The organism is Gilliamella sp. B3464, from assembly GCF_026536145.1.
Taxonomy (GTDB): Bacteria; Pseudomonadota; Gammaproteobacteria; order Enterobacterales; family Orbaceae; genus Gilliamella.
Genome location: NZ_JAFNOQ010000003.1, coordinates 161549 through 176479, shown reverse-complemented (window position 1 = coordinate 176479; position 14931 = coordinate 161549). Strand labels below are relative to the sequence as shown.

The 14931-nt window shown below is 34.6% G+C and carries 14 protein-coding genes and 1 tRNA gene; 7 read left to right on the top strand and 8 right to left on the bottom strand.

The genetic code is table 11. The features are described from left to right. The first annotated feature begins 1 nt into the window (after position 1). Positions 2-4420, top strand: a complete 4419-nt coding sequence (gene mukB / locus J3U57_RS04800) for a chromosome partition protein MukB (RefSeq protein WP_267343968.1) — start codon at positions 2-4, stop codon at positions 4418-4420. Between the two features lie 196 nt (positions 4421-4616). Here mukB and J3U57_RS04795 read toward each other — a convergent pair whose 3' ends face one another. The 7 genes from J3U57_RS04795 to secG all read right to left on the bottom strand — a co-directional run bounded on the left by J3U57_RS04795 (position 4617) and on the right by secG (position 8087). Further along, on the bottom strand, positions 4617-5132 hold the full coding sequence (locus J3U57_RS04795; protein ID WP_065633924.1) for an O-acetyl-ADP-ribose deacetylase: 516 nt from the start codon (positions 5130-5132) through the stop codon (positions 4617-4619). A 224-nt stretch (positions 5133-5356) separates the two neighbouring features. Continuing rightward, the gene (locus J3U57_RS04790) at positions 5357-5878 is read right to left on the bottom strand and encodes a low molecular weight protein arginine phosphatase (RefSeq protein ID WP_267333587.1); all 522 of its coding nucleotides are present in this window, start codon (positions 5876-5878) and stop codon (positions 5357-5359) included. 156 nt (positions 5879-6034) lie between these two features. Then, a complete protein-coding gene (locus tag J3U57_RS04785) occupies positions 6035-6277 on the bottom strand; it encodes a hypothetical protein (RefSeq protein ID WP_267333586.1) in 243 nt (80 codons plus the stop codon). Between the two features lie 44 nt (positions 6278-6321). Then, positions 6322-6837: a ClbS/DfsB family four-helix bundle protein gene (locus J3U57_RS04780; RefSeq protein ID WP_267343967.1), complete on the bottom strand. Its 516-nt coding sequence runs from the start codon at positions 6835-6837 to the stop codon at positions 6322-6324. A 7-nt stretch (positions 6838-6844) separates the two neighbouring features. After that, positions 6845-7165 (bottom strand): chorismate mutase, encoded by a 321-nt coding sequence (locus J3U57_RS04775; RefSeq protein ID WP_267333584.1) that lies wholly within the window; start codon positions 7163-7165, stop codon positions 6845-6847. A 457-nt stretch (positions 7166-7622) separates the two neighbouring features. Next, a tRNA-Leu gene (locus J3U57_RS04770) sits at positions 7623-7708 on the bottom strand. A gap of 7 nt (positions 7709-7715) precedes the next feature. After that, on the bottom strand, positions 7716-8087 hold the full coding sequence (secG, locus tag J3U57_RS04765; protein ID WP_267333583.1) for a preprotein translocase subunit SecG: 372 nt from the start codon (positions 8085-8087) through the stop codon (positions 7716-7718). 385 nt (positions 8088-8472) lie between these two features. Here secG and thiI point away from each other — a divergent pair, with 385 nt between their 5' ends. From thiI to trmL, 4 genes are all read left to right on the top strand, one after another. Continuing rightward, positions 8473-9927 carry a tRNA uracil 4-sulfurtransferase ThiI gene (gene thiI / locus J3U57_RS04760; protein ID WP_267333582.1) on the top strand — a complete coding sequence of 485 codons (1455 nt, stop codon included), beginning with the start codon at positions 8473-8475 and terminating at the stop codon, positions 9925-9927. Positions 9928-10049: 122 nt separating this feature from the next. Then, entirely contained in the window at positions 10050-10769 is a 720-nt protein-coding gene (locus J3U57_RS04755; RefSeq protein WP_267333581.1) for a response regulator, read from the top strand. A gap of 35 nt (positions 10770-10804) precedes the next feature. Then, positions 10805-12184, top strand: a complete 1380-nt coding sequence (gene cpxA / locus J3U57_RS04750) for an envelope stress sensor histidine kinase CpxA (protein WP_267333650.1) — start codon at positions 10805-10807, stop codon at positions 12182-12184. 12 nt (positions 12185-12196) lie between these two features. Next, positions 12197-12682, top strand: coding sequence for a tRNA (uridine(34)/cytosine(34)/5-carboxymethylaminomethyluridine(34)-2'-O)-methyltransferase TrmL (trmL, locus tag J3U57_RS04745; protein ID WP_065633916.1), 486 nt, complete (start codon positions 12197-12199; stop codon positions 12680-12682). A 138-nt stretch (positions 12683-12820) separates the two neighbouring features. On the opposite strand, the gene efp is transcribed toward trmL, so the two are convergent. Further along, complete coding sequence (gene efp / locus J3U57_RS04740; protein ID WP_065633915.1) at positions 12821-13387, bottom strand: elongation factor P; 567 nt, start codon at positions 13385-13387, stop codon at positions 12821-12823. A 33-nt stretch (positions 13388-13420) separates the two neighbouring features. Here efp and epmB point away from each other — a divergent pair, with 33 nt between their 5' ends. Beyond that, positions 13421-14446 (top strand): EF-P beta-lysylation protein EpmB, encoded by a 1026-nt coding sequence (gene epmB / locus J3U57_RS04735; protein ID WP_267333580.1) that lies wholly within the window; start codon positions 13421-13423, stop codon positions 14444-14446. 343 nt (positions 14447-14789) lie between these two features. Then, entirely contained in the window at positions 14790-14930 is a 141-nt protein-coding gene (gene rpmH, locus J3U57_RS04730; RefSeq protein WP_025314679.1) for a 50S ribosomal protein L34, read from the top strand. Position 14931 lies beyond the last annotated feature (1 nt).

Genomic DNA, 14931 nt, shown 5'->3' with positions numbered 1-14931 from the left:
TATGATTGAACACGGAAAATTTCACTCCTTAACCTTAATTAACTGGAACGGCTTTTTTGCCAGAACATTTGAATTAGATCAACTTGTCACCACACTTTCTGGGGGGAATGGGGCAGGTAAATCAACCACCATGGCGGCTTTTGTTACTGCATTGATTCCAGATTTAACCTTATTACATTTTCGTAATACTACCGAAGCTGGTGCAACATCAGGCTCTCGTGATAAAGGTCTACATGGTAAATTAAAACCCGGTGTTTGTTATTCGATGCTTGATGTGATCAATTCACGTCACCAACGGATTATATGTGGTGTTCGATTACAGCAAGTTGCGGGTCGTGATAAAAAAGTGGATATTAAACCTTTTTTAATACAAGGTTTACCTGTTGAAATCAAACCAACAGAATTAGTGACAGAAAGAGTAAACGATAAACAAGCACGAATCTTATCACTGCCTGAGTTAAAAGATAAAATTGAATCAATAGAGGGCGTGATTTTTAAACAGTTTAACTCTATTACTGATTATCACTCAGTAATGTTTGATTTTGGTATATTACCAAAACGATTACGTACCTCATCTGATCGTAGTAAATATTACCGATTAATTGAAGCGTCACTTTATGGTGGGATTTCAAGTGCCATTACCCGCTCACTTCGTGATTACTTATTACCTGAAAACAGTGGTGTACGTAAAGCTTTTCAGGATATGGAAGCAGCACTACGTGAAAATCGCATGACATTAGAAGCGATTCGCGTTACGCAATCTGATCGCGATCTATTTAAACACCTGATTACTGAATCAACAAATTATGTGGCAGCGGATTATATGCGCCATGCTAATGAGCGCCGTGTTCATATTGAATCGGTACTTGGTTTGCGTCGAGATATGTTTAAAACGCAAGATTTGTTAATCAGTCATCAATATCGTCAAGTTGAAATGGCAAAAGAGCTCAAAGAGTTTCAAGAAGCCCAAAATGACCTAGAAACTGATTTACAAGCGGCAAATGACCATCTTAATCTAGCGCAAACAGCTTTACGCCAACAAGAAAAAATTGATCGCTATCAAGCGGACTTAGATGATCTTAATCTAAAACTTGAAGAACAAAATGAAGTTGTCATTGAAGCGAATGAACAGTACCAAAGCTACCGTGATCAGGCTGAACAAACTGAACAAGAAGTGGATGAAATAAAAACGCAATTAGCTGATTATCAACAAGCTCTTGATGTGCAGCAAACACGGGCAATTCAGTATCAACAAGCTTTGCAAGCTTTGAAAAATGCACAGTCTTTATGCCAATTACCAAAATTGGGGATCAGTAATATTGAAAATCACTTTGACGTTTTTGCTGAAAAACAAAAAGAGATTACAGAGCAAGTTTTAGAACTTGAACAAAGATTAAGTGTTTCTGATGCCGCAATTAATCAGTTTGATCGTGCTTATCAACTTGTAATAAAACTGGTTGGTGATGTTGTTCGTAGTGAAGCATTTACTGCTGCTAAAGAAGCACTAAGACAATGGCCTTCACAATGTTATCAAGCTGAACAAGCTGAACATTTACAATTACAGCTTGATGAGCTTGAACAACGCTTTTTTGAACAAAAAGAAGCAGAATCATTATTAAACCAATTTTGCAAACGTATTGGTCGACATGTTAATTATGATGAACTTGATGAACTAAAACAGGAACTTGAAGTTCAGTTAGATGAAAATGCGGAGCTTGCTAATCAATCTAGTGAAAAACGCATTGAATTTAGACAAGAACTTGAACAAATTCAATCTAAAATAGCCGATTATCGACAAAAAGCACCAATGTGGATAAAAGCACAAGATGCTTTAATTGCCTTACAAGAACAAACCGGACAAAGTTTTACCCACAGTCAAGCTGTCACGCAACATATGCAGCAGCTGCTTGAGCAAGAACGAACATTGGTTACAGAGCGCGATCAGATAACCTTTAAACGAACTCAATTAGATACACAAATAGAACAACTCAATCAACCTAGTGGTGTTGATGACGGCCGTTTATCGGCATTAGCTGAGCGGTTTAATGGTGTTCTTCTTTCAGAAATTTATGAAGATGTGACTATTGAAGATGCGCCTTATTTCTCGGCATTATATGGTCCTTCAAGACAAGCGATTGTGGTACCTGATTTGTCGTTAGTCAAAACCCAGCTCGAAAATCTTACTGCTAGCGAAGAAGATTACCCAGAAGATATCTATTTTATTGAAGGCGATCCTTCTTCATTTGACGACAGTGTATTTGATTGTGAAGAGATGAATAAAGCGGTATTGGTCAAAACTGGTGATCGTCAATGGCGCTTTTCCAGTTTTCCAACGGTACCATTATTTGGCCGCGCAGCTCGTGAAGTTCATCTGGAAAAATTATCGGCAGAGCGTGATGAACTTCATGAACGTTATGCCACTATCTCGTTTGATTTACAAAAATTACAACGTATAGAACAAAATGTGGGTCAATTTATTGGTGAATATTTATCAGTTGCCTTTGATATCGATCCCGAAGCTGAAGCTCAAAAATTAGCGACAAGACGCAATGAGATTGAGCGTCAATTATCCTCGCAAGAAGCAATAGATAAGCAGAATCAACAGCAGGTAGCTAATTGCAAAGAGCAGTTAACAACGGTTAATCGTTTAGTTGCGCAAATGCATTTATTAGCTGATGAAGATTTAGCAGATCGAGTTGATGATCTACGCGAACAAGTTGCCGAAGCACAAGATGCTGCACAATATGTTGGTCGCAATCGTCACACGGTTTCTGAGCTTGAGCCTATTGTGGCCGTTTTACAAAGTGACCCAGAACAGAACGAAGCGTTACGTGAGCAATATAATACCGTTAAGTCGCAACAACAAACGATTCGTCAACAGGTGTTTGCGCTTACTGAAGTGATGCAACGCCGAGCCCATTTTAGTTATGAAGATTCAGCCGGCATGTTGAATGAAAATGCTGATTTGAACGAAAAGTTACGTGCTCGGTTAGATATTGTAGAAGCACAGCGAACCGATGCTCGTCGTCAAATGCAGCAGTATCAAGATAAGTATAACCAGTACAATCAAACATTAGCTTCATTAAAAAGTGCATTTGAAACTAAACGTGACATGCTTAATGAACTACATAAAGAGATTGAACAAATTGGTGTTAAAGCCGATGCCATCACCGAAGAGAGGGCTAGGGTACGTCGTGATGAGATCCATCAAAAATTAAACAGTAACCGTCAGCACTGTAGTTCGCTAGAAAAACAACTAATTATGTGTGAAAGCGAAATGACGCAAATGCAAAAACGTTTAGCTCAAACACTCCGTGATTATAAACAATTACGCGAACAGGTTGTTGAAGCTAAAGCTGGTTGGTGCTTAGTTTTACGACTCGTCAAAGAAAATAGCGTTGAACGACGATTACATCGTCGAGAATTAGCTTATTTAAGTGCTGATGAACTGCGCTCAATGTCAGATAAGGCGCTGGGCTCATTACGTCTGGCTGTGAATGATAATGAACATTTACGTGATGTTTTACGATTATCTGAAGATCCAAAACGTCCGGAACGTAAAATTCAATTTTATATTGCGGTTTATAAACATCTTCGTGAACGAATTCGTCAAGATATTGTCAAAACAGATGATCCAATTGAAGCAATTGAGCAAATGGAAATTGAATTATCACGTTTAACTGAAGAATTAACCTCGCGTGAGCAACAATTAGCAATAAGTTCGAAAAGTGTGGCAAACATTATTCGAAAAACTATACAGCGTGAACAAAATCGTATCCGTATGCTTAACCAAGGTCTACAGGCGGTGGCATTTGGACAAGTTAACGGTGTACGCTTGAATGTTACCATTCGTGAAGCGCACTCATCATTATTAGCAGCATTAGCCGATGATCAAAATGAGCATCAAGATCTGTTTAGTAATAATCGTATTACCTTCTCGGAAGCGTTAGCTAAACTTTATCAACGTTTGAATCCACATATTGATATGGGGCAACGAACTGCACAAAATATTGGGGAAGAGCTGTTAGATTATCGCAATTATCTCGAGCTGGATGTTGAAGTTAATCGTGGTGCTGATGGTTGGTTGCGTGCGGAAAGTGGCGCATTATCAACTGGTGAAGCCATTGGTACCGGTATGTCAATTCTCTTGATGGTCATTCAAAGTTGGGAAGAAGAATCAAAACGTCTACGTAATAAAGATATTTTACCATGTCGCTTATTATTCTTAGACGAAGCTGCTCGCCTAGATGCTAAATCGATTGCCACGTTATTTGAGCTGTGTGAACGACTCGAAATGCAACTGATTATAGCAGCGCCAGAAAATATCAGCCCAGAAAAAGGGACTACTTATAAACTGGTGCGTAAAGTAATGAATAACCAAGAACATGTACATGTGGTTGGTTTAAAAGGCTTTGCGTAACTATTTTTTAAGGTTAACATCTTCGTCGATTTTAATCGACGAAGATGTTATTTCTAATTTTCTATTAGTTAATTAACTAGTAATAAATCCTTGTCAATATCTATCATTTTAAAAAGTGTTCTACTCTTATTTTTGGATAACTGATATTTAATCAGTGATAATTAACTTTTTTCTTTGTTTTTTAACAAAGTTAATGCTAAATCATAGCTTGATAGATATGATAATTTTCAATATCAAAGCAGACAATATTCACTTTTGTGATTATTGAATATTGCATTAAACACTGATTTATTGTTGATAATGCTATTTGTGCTGCTTTTGGTTTAGGAAAACGATAAATACCAGTACTAATATTAGGAAAAGATATACAGGTAATTGGATACTGAGATGCCAACTTAAAACTATTTAGATAAGCTTGTTTTAATAATTCTTCTTCATTATTTTTACCTCCATTCCAGCATGGACCAACGGTATGTATAACATATTTAGCTGGAAGGTTACCAGCCGTTGTGATAACGGCCTCACCAACTTTACAACCGCCTTGTTTTTCTCTGATTTTTATACATTCTTCAAGGATGGTTTTACCGCCAGCTCGGTGTATTGCTCCATCTACGCCACCCCCACCTAGCAATGAGGTATTAGCAGCATTAACAATAGCATCTGTCGAAATTTTAGTAATGTCAGCTTGCAGTAATTCAATTTTATTCTTCACGGTATGAACGCCAATTCTGATTTTTCACATAGGTAGATTCTTAAATTTTAGAGTTTGAGATTTACACTTATCTGTCAACAAGTAATATCTATCAATCGCTATAACTTCTAAAACATGAATGAAATTTGATATTGCTATTTGAACTTTATGGTATTTTATATAGAAAATTTTGCCTTGCTATTCTAAAGCAGCAAGGCACCTTATGTTAATAAGGGATTAATTGATTATTTGTCAGCTATTTTGTTTAAAGCCAATGGCAAAAATTCATTTAATTGACTTTCTACTTTGATATAAGCCTCTAAAGGTTTTTGATAGGGATCTGAAAGATCTTCATTTTTACCTGTAGAAAACTCAGATAATGTAAAAACCTTACCTTTTGCTTGCGGATATTGTTCTAAAATTTTTGCTTTGTGTTTTTGTGTCATAGTCAGCAAATATTCTGATTTATCAATATCCGCTTTTGTTAATTGTGTTGCTTTATGTGATGAGATATCAATACCATGTTGTTTTAATACCGTCACTGTCCCTTGTTCTGGTGCGGTTTCTTTAGGATCAACATTCACACCTCTTGATTGCACGATAATATTTAGATTATGTTTTTTTACATAATCATTTGCCAAGGCTTCAGCCATTGGACTACGTCCCGTATTACCAGTACAAACAAATGTAACAATATGATCTAATGCAAAGCAAGAACTACTAAAAAATACAAATAAACAAACTAAAAATTTTTTTAACATAGACATTCTATTTCCTTTATCCTTTATCAATTGGCTTATTACAATTTTAAGCAAATTTTATACTAAATAACATTAAATACAATGTTTATCATAGTGTTATAACTCATTAGCTTTCGATTTATCAAATAACAATATGATAAAAAAACAAGAAGCCGATTATGTTTACCTGTTGTCGTTTTGTTTAACTAAATACAAAATATTATTTATGGCGGTTTTAGCTTGATGGCTGTTTTTCCAGCAAGTTGAGCCTGTTAATAATGCGCCTTTGCTTAGAATTTCATCTAAAGTGGCGTGGCGTAATTTATCAAAAGAATCAAGTTCCATTTGTTCAAGTCTGTCAATAATTTTGCCACCCACAAATTTTAGCTGTAACAATTGTTGTCGCTCTGTTTCTGAAAAAGCCATATCATTCCTATTTGGATTACATTAATATTAATTTTAATTTATATTTAAACTTGTTCACTTAACTTTTTCCACTTTCTGATTTTGGTTCGAAATGATTTAAACGGTGCCACAGAATTAATATGAATAAAGCGCGCTACGGTCCAAGATTCAGGGAAAGGTTTAGTCCAATTACGTCTATCTTTAATAAATAACGTATCATCATCCAAAGATTCAATCCAATTATTCCAGATAACAAGTTTCTGGTTAAATAATGTAATTAGTTCTTGTAATGAATAATCCTGATAAATCTTATAAAAGTGTTGATATAATTTGCCTAACTGATTCCATTTGTAGCCTTCTGCTGGTAATGTTGGGGTTTGTCCTGCAAGTTCATCATCATCCCAAGACTTAACAAGATCCAACCATCCTAACTGATAAGCAATCATTTGCGCAGGAGTACGATCGACACCATGAATTAACTGATCTTTTTGCGATTCTGTTAATGTATTAAATTCTTCAATAAATAATTTAGCGGTTTTGTTTATTTCATTCAATAACTGTTGTTTACTGGTATAAGCCATAGACAAACTATCCTTTTTTTGCTTTATTTTTAAATTGCTTTAATTCTTCATCAATAAAATAACGAACCAAATTAGCATATAACGCTTTAATAATATCACCATTTAGTCCTAACTCATTGGCCCAAAGCTTTCGTTGCTCAAGCATAGTGTCAAAACGGGCTTTGGCTTCTACAGCACTAGCACTTTTTTTAAATTCACTAGCAGCTTTAACATATTCAAAGCGAGCTGCAAATAGCTTAATAACAGTGTGATCAATCTGATCTATCTCTGAACGAATATCGTCCATATTACAGCATTTTTGGGGTGTTAACTTAGGATTATATTGCATGATATTTAGCCTGTTAAAATTTATTAATGACTATCCTAGCATTATGCTGTTTTATATAAAACTATTAATCATAATTTTTAATTTTGAATTATATTTAACTGCAACCCGCCAAAATTACTCGATTTTATCTATTTTTTATATTGTTAGCGAGATATTTGAATTATATCTTTGTAGCTTTTTGGGGGGATTATTTTTACTATAACTCGTTTTAACTCGTAAATATCTATTCCACTGTCAAACAATGAGTAATTTTATCGCTGGGCTTGATTGTTTTTATTTGAGTATTTGTTAAAACGGTAGTTATACGAGATTTGTATAACTAAACATATAACTAAAAAATGTGGTTGTAAATGTATCTTACTGATGCTTACGAAATAGTAAAACAGGCTTTGAGCCTTGTTTATTCAGGTTTTGATGTGGTTTAAAGAATTTTAAAGAATGTTACTGAATATTGAATTGGTGCCGTGGGCGGGACTTGAACCCGCATGCCCTTAGAGCACTACCCCCTCAAGATAGCGTGTCTACCAATTTCACCACCACGGCGCCGTTTTTATTCTGGAATATCTGATGTTGGATTTTTATTCTCAGATTGAATAACAGGATCTACTGTCGGTGCTTGACCTGTAGTTTGTTGCGTGGTTACAGGAGCATTATCTTCAATATTATTGAACTCACCACTAGAAGTGATATGGCTGCGACTGCCCAAATTAGATAAAATAATACTTAGTATAAAAAATAAAACACCGAGTAACGTTGTTGTGCGAGTTAAAAAATTACCGCTTCCAGATGAGCCAAACAACGTTGCAGATGCACCAGCACCAAAAGACGAACCCATATCGGCGCCTTTTCCTCGCTGGATTAAAACTAAAACGATGATCGCAACTGCAATAATCAAATAACTGATAATCAAAAGTTCGTACATTTCAACCTGTCAATTTTTATGTGTTATACAACAGAATTTAATTTTGCGAAATATTAGCGAAAGACTCGCCAACAAGCAAGTAAAATTTAAGTTATTGTTGGTATAATTTAAGATTTAAGTGTTTAAATCGATGACTACTAATATTTTTTAGCGTTGGTATTAAAATTAATAAAAATCTTTTTTTACTAAAAATTTAAATTAATCTTTATATTTTTTATATAATCAATACAGTAAACAGTTTTCAAAACAATTTTATATTATTGGCTAAGTCTAATTTAATGATATTGCCGACCCGTTTAAATTGATATCGCGATATTCGGTTGTGTGTTTTTTGTGAAAATCAGTATAATAGACGCCATTTTTAGTTATAGTCCATGCTCGTTTTATGAAATTTATTGTTAAGCTTTTCCCTGAAATTACCATCAAAAGTGATTCTGTACGTTTACGTTTTATTAAAATATTAACCAGTAATATTCGCAATATTCTCAAAAATCATATTAAAGAAGTGGCGGTTATTCGTCACTGGGATTATATTGAAGTTCGCCCAAAAATTGTCGATAGTGAAAATCAAATTTTAGAATATCTAATGCGTATTCCTGGTATTCATCATATCTTAGCCGTTGAAGAGCTCACTTATGTTGACGTCCATGACATCTACGAAAAAGCATTAAATTACTATGCTCCTCTTATTGAAAACAAAACGTTTTGTGTTCGAGTTAAACGTCGAGGAAAACATGATTTTACTTCAATTGATGTAGAGCGTTATGTTGGTGGCGGATTAAATCAACATGTTGCCTCAGCCAAAGTTAAATTAACTCGACCTGATATCACGGTGAACCTTGAAATTGATAAAGATAAATTATTATTAGTTAAAGGCAGATACTGTGGAATAGGTGGCTTTCCAACTGGAACTCAAGAAGATGTCTTATCACTTATTTCAGGAGGATTTGATTCAGGTGTTTCCAGTTATATGTTAATTAGGCGTGGCTGTAGAGTGCATTATTGCTTTTTCAATTTAGGGGGGAAAACTCACGAAATTGGTGTTAAACAGATGGCTCACTATTTATGGGAACGGTTTGGTTCATCTCATAAAGTTCGCTTTATTGCCATTGATTTTTCTAACGTTGTGGGTGAAATTCTAGAAAAAATTGATGATGGTCAAATGGGCGTTATCTTAAAAAGGATGATGATTCGTGCTGCAGCAAAAATAGCTCAGCGTTATAACGTTGAAGCGCTTGTTACCGGCGAGGCATTAGGGCAAGTATCAAGCCAAACATTAACAAACTTACGTTTAATTGATAATGTTAGCGATAGATTAATTTTAAGACCATTGATAACCCATGATAAAGAAACAATTATTAACTTAGCACGGCAAATTGGCACAGAAGATATTGCTAAAACCATGCCCGAATTCTGTGGCGTAATTTCAAAAAGCCCAACAGTAAAAGCCGTGAAAGAGAAAATTGAAGCAGAAGAGCTAAATTTCGATTTTTCAATACTTGATAAGGCCGTCGAACAAGCTGAAAATATCGATATTCGAGAAATAGCTAAGCAATCAGATACTTCAATTGAGCAAGTTGAGACCGTTTCTACCTTGCACAATAATCATGTTGTTATTGATATTCGTTCATCTGAAGAGCAAGAAGACAATCCTTTACAGTTAGCCGATGTTGAAATTAAGTTAATTCCTTTTTATAAATTGGCAACGCAATTCGGTGATTTGGATCAAAATAAACAATATTTGCTTTATTGTGCAAGGGGTGTCATGAGCAAATTACAAGCACTGTATTTAATTGAACAAGGTTTTCATAATGTAAAGGTGTTAAATTATGCAAATTAACAATTATTTACCATATTATTAACCAGACTATCATTTTTTGCATATATAATAATTGAGTGAAAATACAAATTTTATATTTAATCCAAAAAATAAATGCGATAAATGAATAAAAGAGGATTGTAATGAGTAAATTGCTTGTAGTTGATGATGATCCAGAAATCGCCTCATTATTATGCGAACTACTAGAATTAGAAGGTTTTCAAGTTGAAACAGCAAATAATGGTAAAGAAGCTTTAGAAAAGTTTGATTCAACTTTTGATCTGATTCTACTTGATATAATGATGCCAGAACTGAATGGTCTTAATGTGTTATCCCAACTTAGAAGCAAGTGTACTGTTCCAGTTATATTTTTAACAGCAAAAGACGATGAAATGGATAAAATTATTGGTCTTGAACTGGGTGCTGATGATTATATTTTAAAGCCGTTTAACGATCGGGAACTCATTGCAAGAATAAATGCATTATTGCGAAGAACGCGCTGGGATAATATTGTAAATGATGATAGTAATTTACCTTTACAATATACTGTTGATAAACTTACCGTAAATCGTAAACAGCAATCAGCCTATTATGATGATCAATATATCGATTTAACGGGCACTGAGTTTCAAGTTTTACTTAAGCTCCTTGAGAATGGTGGTAAAATAATATCCCGAGATACGCTGAGCGAAACTGTGTTAGGTAAAGAGTTTATTCCACTAGCTCGTTCGATTGATGTACATGTATCTAATTTGCGTAAAAAACTTCCACCGCGTAGCGATGGATTGCCTTGGATCAAAACGCTACGTTCAAAAGGATATTTGTTTGTTATTGATAGTCATGATGATTTGTTACAAAATTGACGTAATATTTTAATTTAGGTGTTGGTGATATGTGGATTTTTGATCGTTTAACTATTCGGATTTTCACTATCTTCCTACTCACTATCGCATTTTTTTTAGCGCTGATTGTATTATTGCCGAGTTTAGATTCGAGAAATTTGACTTATTTAGCAAATAGAGAAAGAGAAACAGGTAATATACTTGCTAATCAAATTGAACAAGAATTTACTCATATCCCCAAGGATAGCTTTCGTTGGTGGATGCGTTTTATTGTTGTGATGGATAATTATCAGAAGCCTGGGCAATTTTTATTCATTCTTACGCCCAATGACCAATTTATAACTGCGGATACTAAAAATATTGATTTAGTTAAAAATTTTAGTGAAATATCACATAATATTGCAGATCCGGCTAAAAAAATTTATGACTCACAAGAAATCATTGGCCCTTTTTTGATTAACTATGCTAATGATCAATATCGATTGTATGTTTTACAACCTTCCTCGGATGCGCAGTCACAATTTGTTAATCTGATTTTTGATCATCCTCTTTTGCTATTAACTCTCATGATGTTAATAAGTTCGCCATTTTTACTATGGCTATCTTGGAGTATTGCAAAACCAGCAAGACGCTTAAAGCAAGCAGCAGACGAAGTCGCTAAAGGAAACTTGCAACAATGGCCAGAACTTGAAACGATAGGTTCTTCGGAATATAAAGCAACAGGTGCAAGTTTTAACCATATGTTAAGAGAGTTAAAGCGAATGCAGGAATTACAGCAACGTTTGTTTTCTGATATTTCTCATGAATTACGTACACCATTAACTCGATTACAGCTAGCTGTTTCTTTATTACGTCGTAAACAAGGTGAAAGTAATGAAGTGAATCGAATTAATAATGAAGCGATTAAACTTGATGCAATGATTGGTGATTTATTATCTTTATCAAGGCAACAATATAAAAATAATGAAGTGCGAGAATATAAACAAATTAATCTATTATTTAAGCCAGTGTTAGAAAATGCCACTTTTGAAGCTGAACAAATTGGTAAGACTTTTTCTATTGCTAAAGCGCTTCCTGATGTGGGTATTTTATGTTATCCCATCGCATTATGTAGTGCCGTTGAAAACGTGATTCGTAATGCTTTTCGTTATTCTCATCATCAAATTATAGTCAGTTTTACTGTTCAGCAGGCTGACATCATCATTACTATTGATGATGATGGTCCAGGGGTTGCCGACAATGAGCTACAACAAATTTTTAGACCATTTTATCGAACAAGTGAGGCCCGTGATCGAGAATCGGGCGGGACTGGTTTAGGTCTATCTATTGCTTCTAATGCCATTACACGAGATAACGGCACAATTAAAGCTGAAAAAAGTCACTTAGGTGGATTAAGAATTGTGATAGTATTGCCAATTCAAAAACAAAAACACTAAAGAGATATTGTTGTGTCTAATGTTGCATTAAATATTGTTTTATTTGAGCCCGAAATTCCAGCTAATACTGGGAATATTATTCGACTTTGTGCTAATACCGGCTTCAATTTACATATTATAGAGCCTATGGGCTTTTTCTGGGATGATAAAAAATTGAGACGAGCCGGACTGGATTATCAAGAGTTTGTTGATGTTAAGCGTTATAAAAATTTGAATCATTTTTTAGATAGTAATCAAATTGATTTGCTTACTCAGATTTATGCTTTGACAACTAAAGGGCAAAAACCACATAGTGATGTGAGTTATAAACCCAATGATTTTTTAATGTTTGGGCCTGAAACACGCGGTTTGCCAGCAACTATTCTTGATGTTTTACCGCAAGATAAAAAAATTCGTATTCCGATGTTAGCGAATAGCCGTAGTATGAATCTATCTAATTCTGTTGCGGTGGTGGTTTATGAATCTTGGCGTCAGCTGAATTATATTGGTGCTAAATAATCAGTGAAAGTTTGATTAAATGTTGTAGTTAATTGAATATTTGAGATTAGTTAGTGTATTTAAAATAAAGAGGTCTTAATTAGACCTCTTTATTCATTGATGTTACAAAAACAAGTTTTATGTTTAAGTAAATCCGTATTATTTAACACGTGAAACGTATTCGCCAGAACGTGTGTCTATTTTAAGAACTTCACCAATCTGTACAAATAGTGGTACACGTACTACTGCGCCAGTTGATAATGTCGCTGGTTTACCGCCTGTTCCTGCTGTATCACCTTTTAAACCTGGATCGGTTTCAACAACTTCGAGTTCAACAAAGTTTGGTGGTGTGACAGCGATAGGTTGACCATTCCATAAAGTTAAAATACATTCTGCTTGATCAACTAACCATTTTGCATTATCGCCTACCGCTTTAGCATCGGCAGATAGTTGTTCGAATGTTTCATTATTCATAAAATGCCAAAACTCACCATCAGTGTATAGATAAGTTAAGTTCATATCGACAACATCAGCGCCTTCAACTGATTCGCCTGATTTAAATGTTTTATCGACAGTTTTACCAGAAAGTAATTTTTTAATTTTAACGCGGTTAATTGCTTGTCCTTTACCGGGTTTATAAAACTCATTTTCAACTATTACACAAGGCTCGCCATCTTGCATTATTTTAAGACCGGCTTTAAACTCATTAGTACTATAAGATGCCATAAAAGCTCCAACTATCATTCTGAATTACAAAAAATGAGCCATATTATACAGCAAAAAGTTGAACTACCAAACAAAGATGACTGGATTTTTGATCTTGCTAATGTCGTAACCGATATCCAAAAGCTTTATCGTTATCTTGATTTGGATCCTAACGCTATTTCGTTATCAATGTTACAGGCGAAAAAACAATTTCCGCTGCGTGTCCCCATGGCATTTATTCATAGAATGAAAAAAGGTGATAACGACGATCCTCTTTTATTGCAAGTGCTTTGTAGTGACAGCGAAATGTTAAAAGTTGATGGATATAGTGAAGATCCTTTACAAGAGCAAAATAATGACATTGCTGGACTCTTACACAAATATCATAATCGTGCGCTTTTAATCACTAAAACGGCATGTGCTATTAATTGTCGTTACTGTTTTAGACGACATTTTCCTTACTATGATAACCAAAGTACTAAAAAAAATGTTAGTGCAGCACTAGACTATATCGCTAATCATCCTGAACTTGACGAAATTATTCTTTCAGGCGGTGATCCATTAATGGCAAAAGATCACGAACTGGCTAATTTAATTGATGCGTTATCGAAAATTCCCCATATCAAACGATTACGTATCCATACTCGGTTAGCTGTGGTTATTCCTTCCAGAATCACTACCACGCTTTGTCAATTGTTTATGCAAAGTCGCTTACAAATAATCGTGGTTACTCACATCAATCATCCAAATGAAATTGATGATAATGTTGCTGATGCAATCAAACAGTTAAAACAAAATAGGGTTACAGTACTTAATCAAAGTGTGTTACTAAAAAAAATTAATGATAATGCAGACATTTTAGCCGAGCTGAGTAATAAACTTTTTGATATCGGTATTTTACCTTATTACATTCATTTACTCGATAAAGTGCAAGGTGCGGCGCATTTTTTAGTTGAAGATAAACAAGCCAAAAAAATAATGAAACAATTAGCTGAAAAAGTCTCGGGTTATTTAGTACCTAAGTTAGCGCGTGAAATTGGTGGTGAAAAGAGTAAGCGCGTACTTGCTGTTGATGATTAGTGTTTTCCTATTGGTATTTGATCATGATTAAAAACCTTTTAGGCTAAATGTTATTAATCCAAACCATATTGTCTATGTTATTAACAGGCTAATATTGACATAATATATTATGTGTAAAATGGATAAGGCTTGAATGTTGTTTTACGCTATAGCAAATAGCTATCTTTTTTACCACCAACGATTGTGATAAAAATATTACGATAATGTATCATCTATGAAATTCTCTATGAAAATCTCATTGACGATATCTAAAATAGATTCTATAATTCCGACCTCTTTAATTAATGCTGTAGGGTTTAAACTCTACAACTTGTTGATAAATTAGATTTGGATATAAATCGTCATGAAACGCACATTTCAACCATCAGTATTAAAACGCAATAGAACTCACGGTTTCCGTGCTCGTATGGCAACAAAAAATGGTCGTCAAGTTCTTGCTCGCCGTCGTGCTAAAGGCCGTGTTCGTTTAACTGTTGCTAGCTGAT

What these genes read in the sequence shown, in the direction of transcription:
- mukB (WP_267343968.1), top strand. Translation starts at nt 2, where the DNA reads ATGATTGAACACGGAAAATTTCACTCCTTAACCTTAATTAACTGGAAC.
- J3U57_RS04790 (WP_267333587.1), bottom strand. Translation starts at nt 5,878, where the DNA reads ATGTCTATGTTAAAAAAATTTTTAGTTTGTTTATTTGTATTTTTTAGT.
- J3U57_RS04785 (WP_267333586.1), bottom strand. Translation starts at nt 6,277, where the DNA reads ATGGCTTTTTCAGAAACAGAGCGACAACAATTGTTACAGCTAAAATTT.
- J3U57_RS04780 (WP_267343967.1), bottom strand. Translation starts at nt 6,837, where the DNA reads ATGGCTTATACCAGTAAACAACAGTTATTGAATGAAATAAACAAAACC.
- J3U57_RS04775 (WP_267333584.1), bottom strand. Translation starts at nt 7,165, where the DNA reads ATGCAATATAATCCTAAGTTAACACCCCAAAAATGCTGTAATATGGAC.
- secG (WP_267333583.1), bottom strand. Translation starts at nt 8,087, where the DNA reads ATGTACGAACTTTTGATTATCAGTTATTTGATTATTGCAGTTGCGATC.
- thiI (WP_267333582.1), top strand. Translation starts at nt 8,473, where the DNA reads ATGAAATTTATTGTTAAGCTTTTCCCTGAAATTACCATCAAAAGTGAT.
- J3U57_RS04755 (WP_267333581.1), top strand. Translation starts at nt 10,050, where the DNA reads ATGAGTAAATTGCTTGTAGTTGATGATGATCCAGAAATCGCCTCATTA.
- efp (WP_065633915.1), bottom strand. Translation starts at nt 13,387, where the DNA reads ATGGCATCTTATAGTACTAATGAGTTTAAAGCCGGTCTTAAAATAATG.
- epmB (WP_267333580.1), top strand. Translation starts at nt 13,421, where the DNA reads ATGAGCCATATTATACAGCAAAAAGTTGAACTACCAAACAAAGATGAC.
- rpmH (WP_025314679.1), top strand. Translation starts at nt 14,790, where the DNA reads ATGAAACGCACATTTCAACCATCAGTATTAAAACGCAATAGAACTCAC.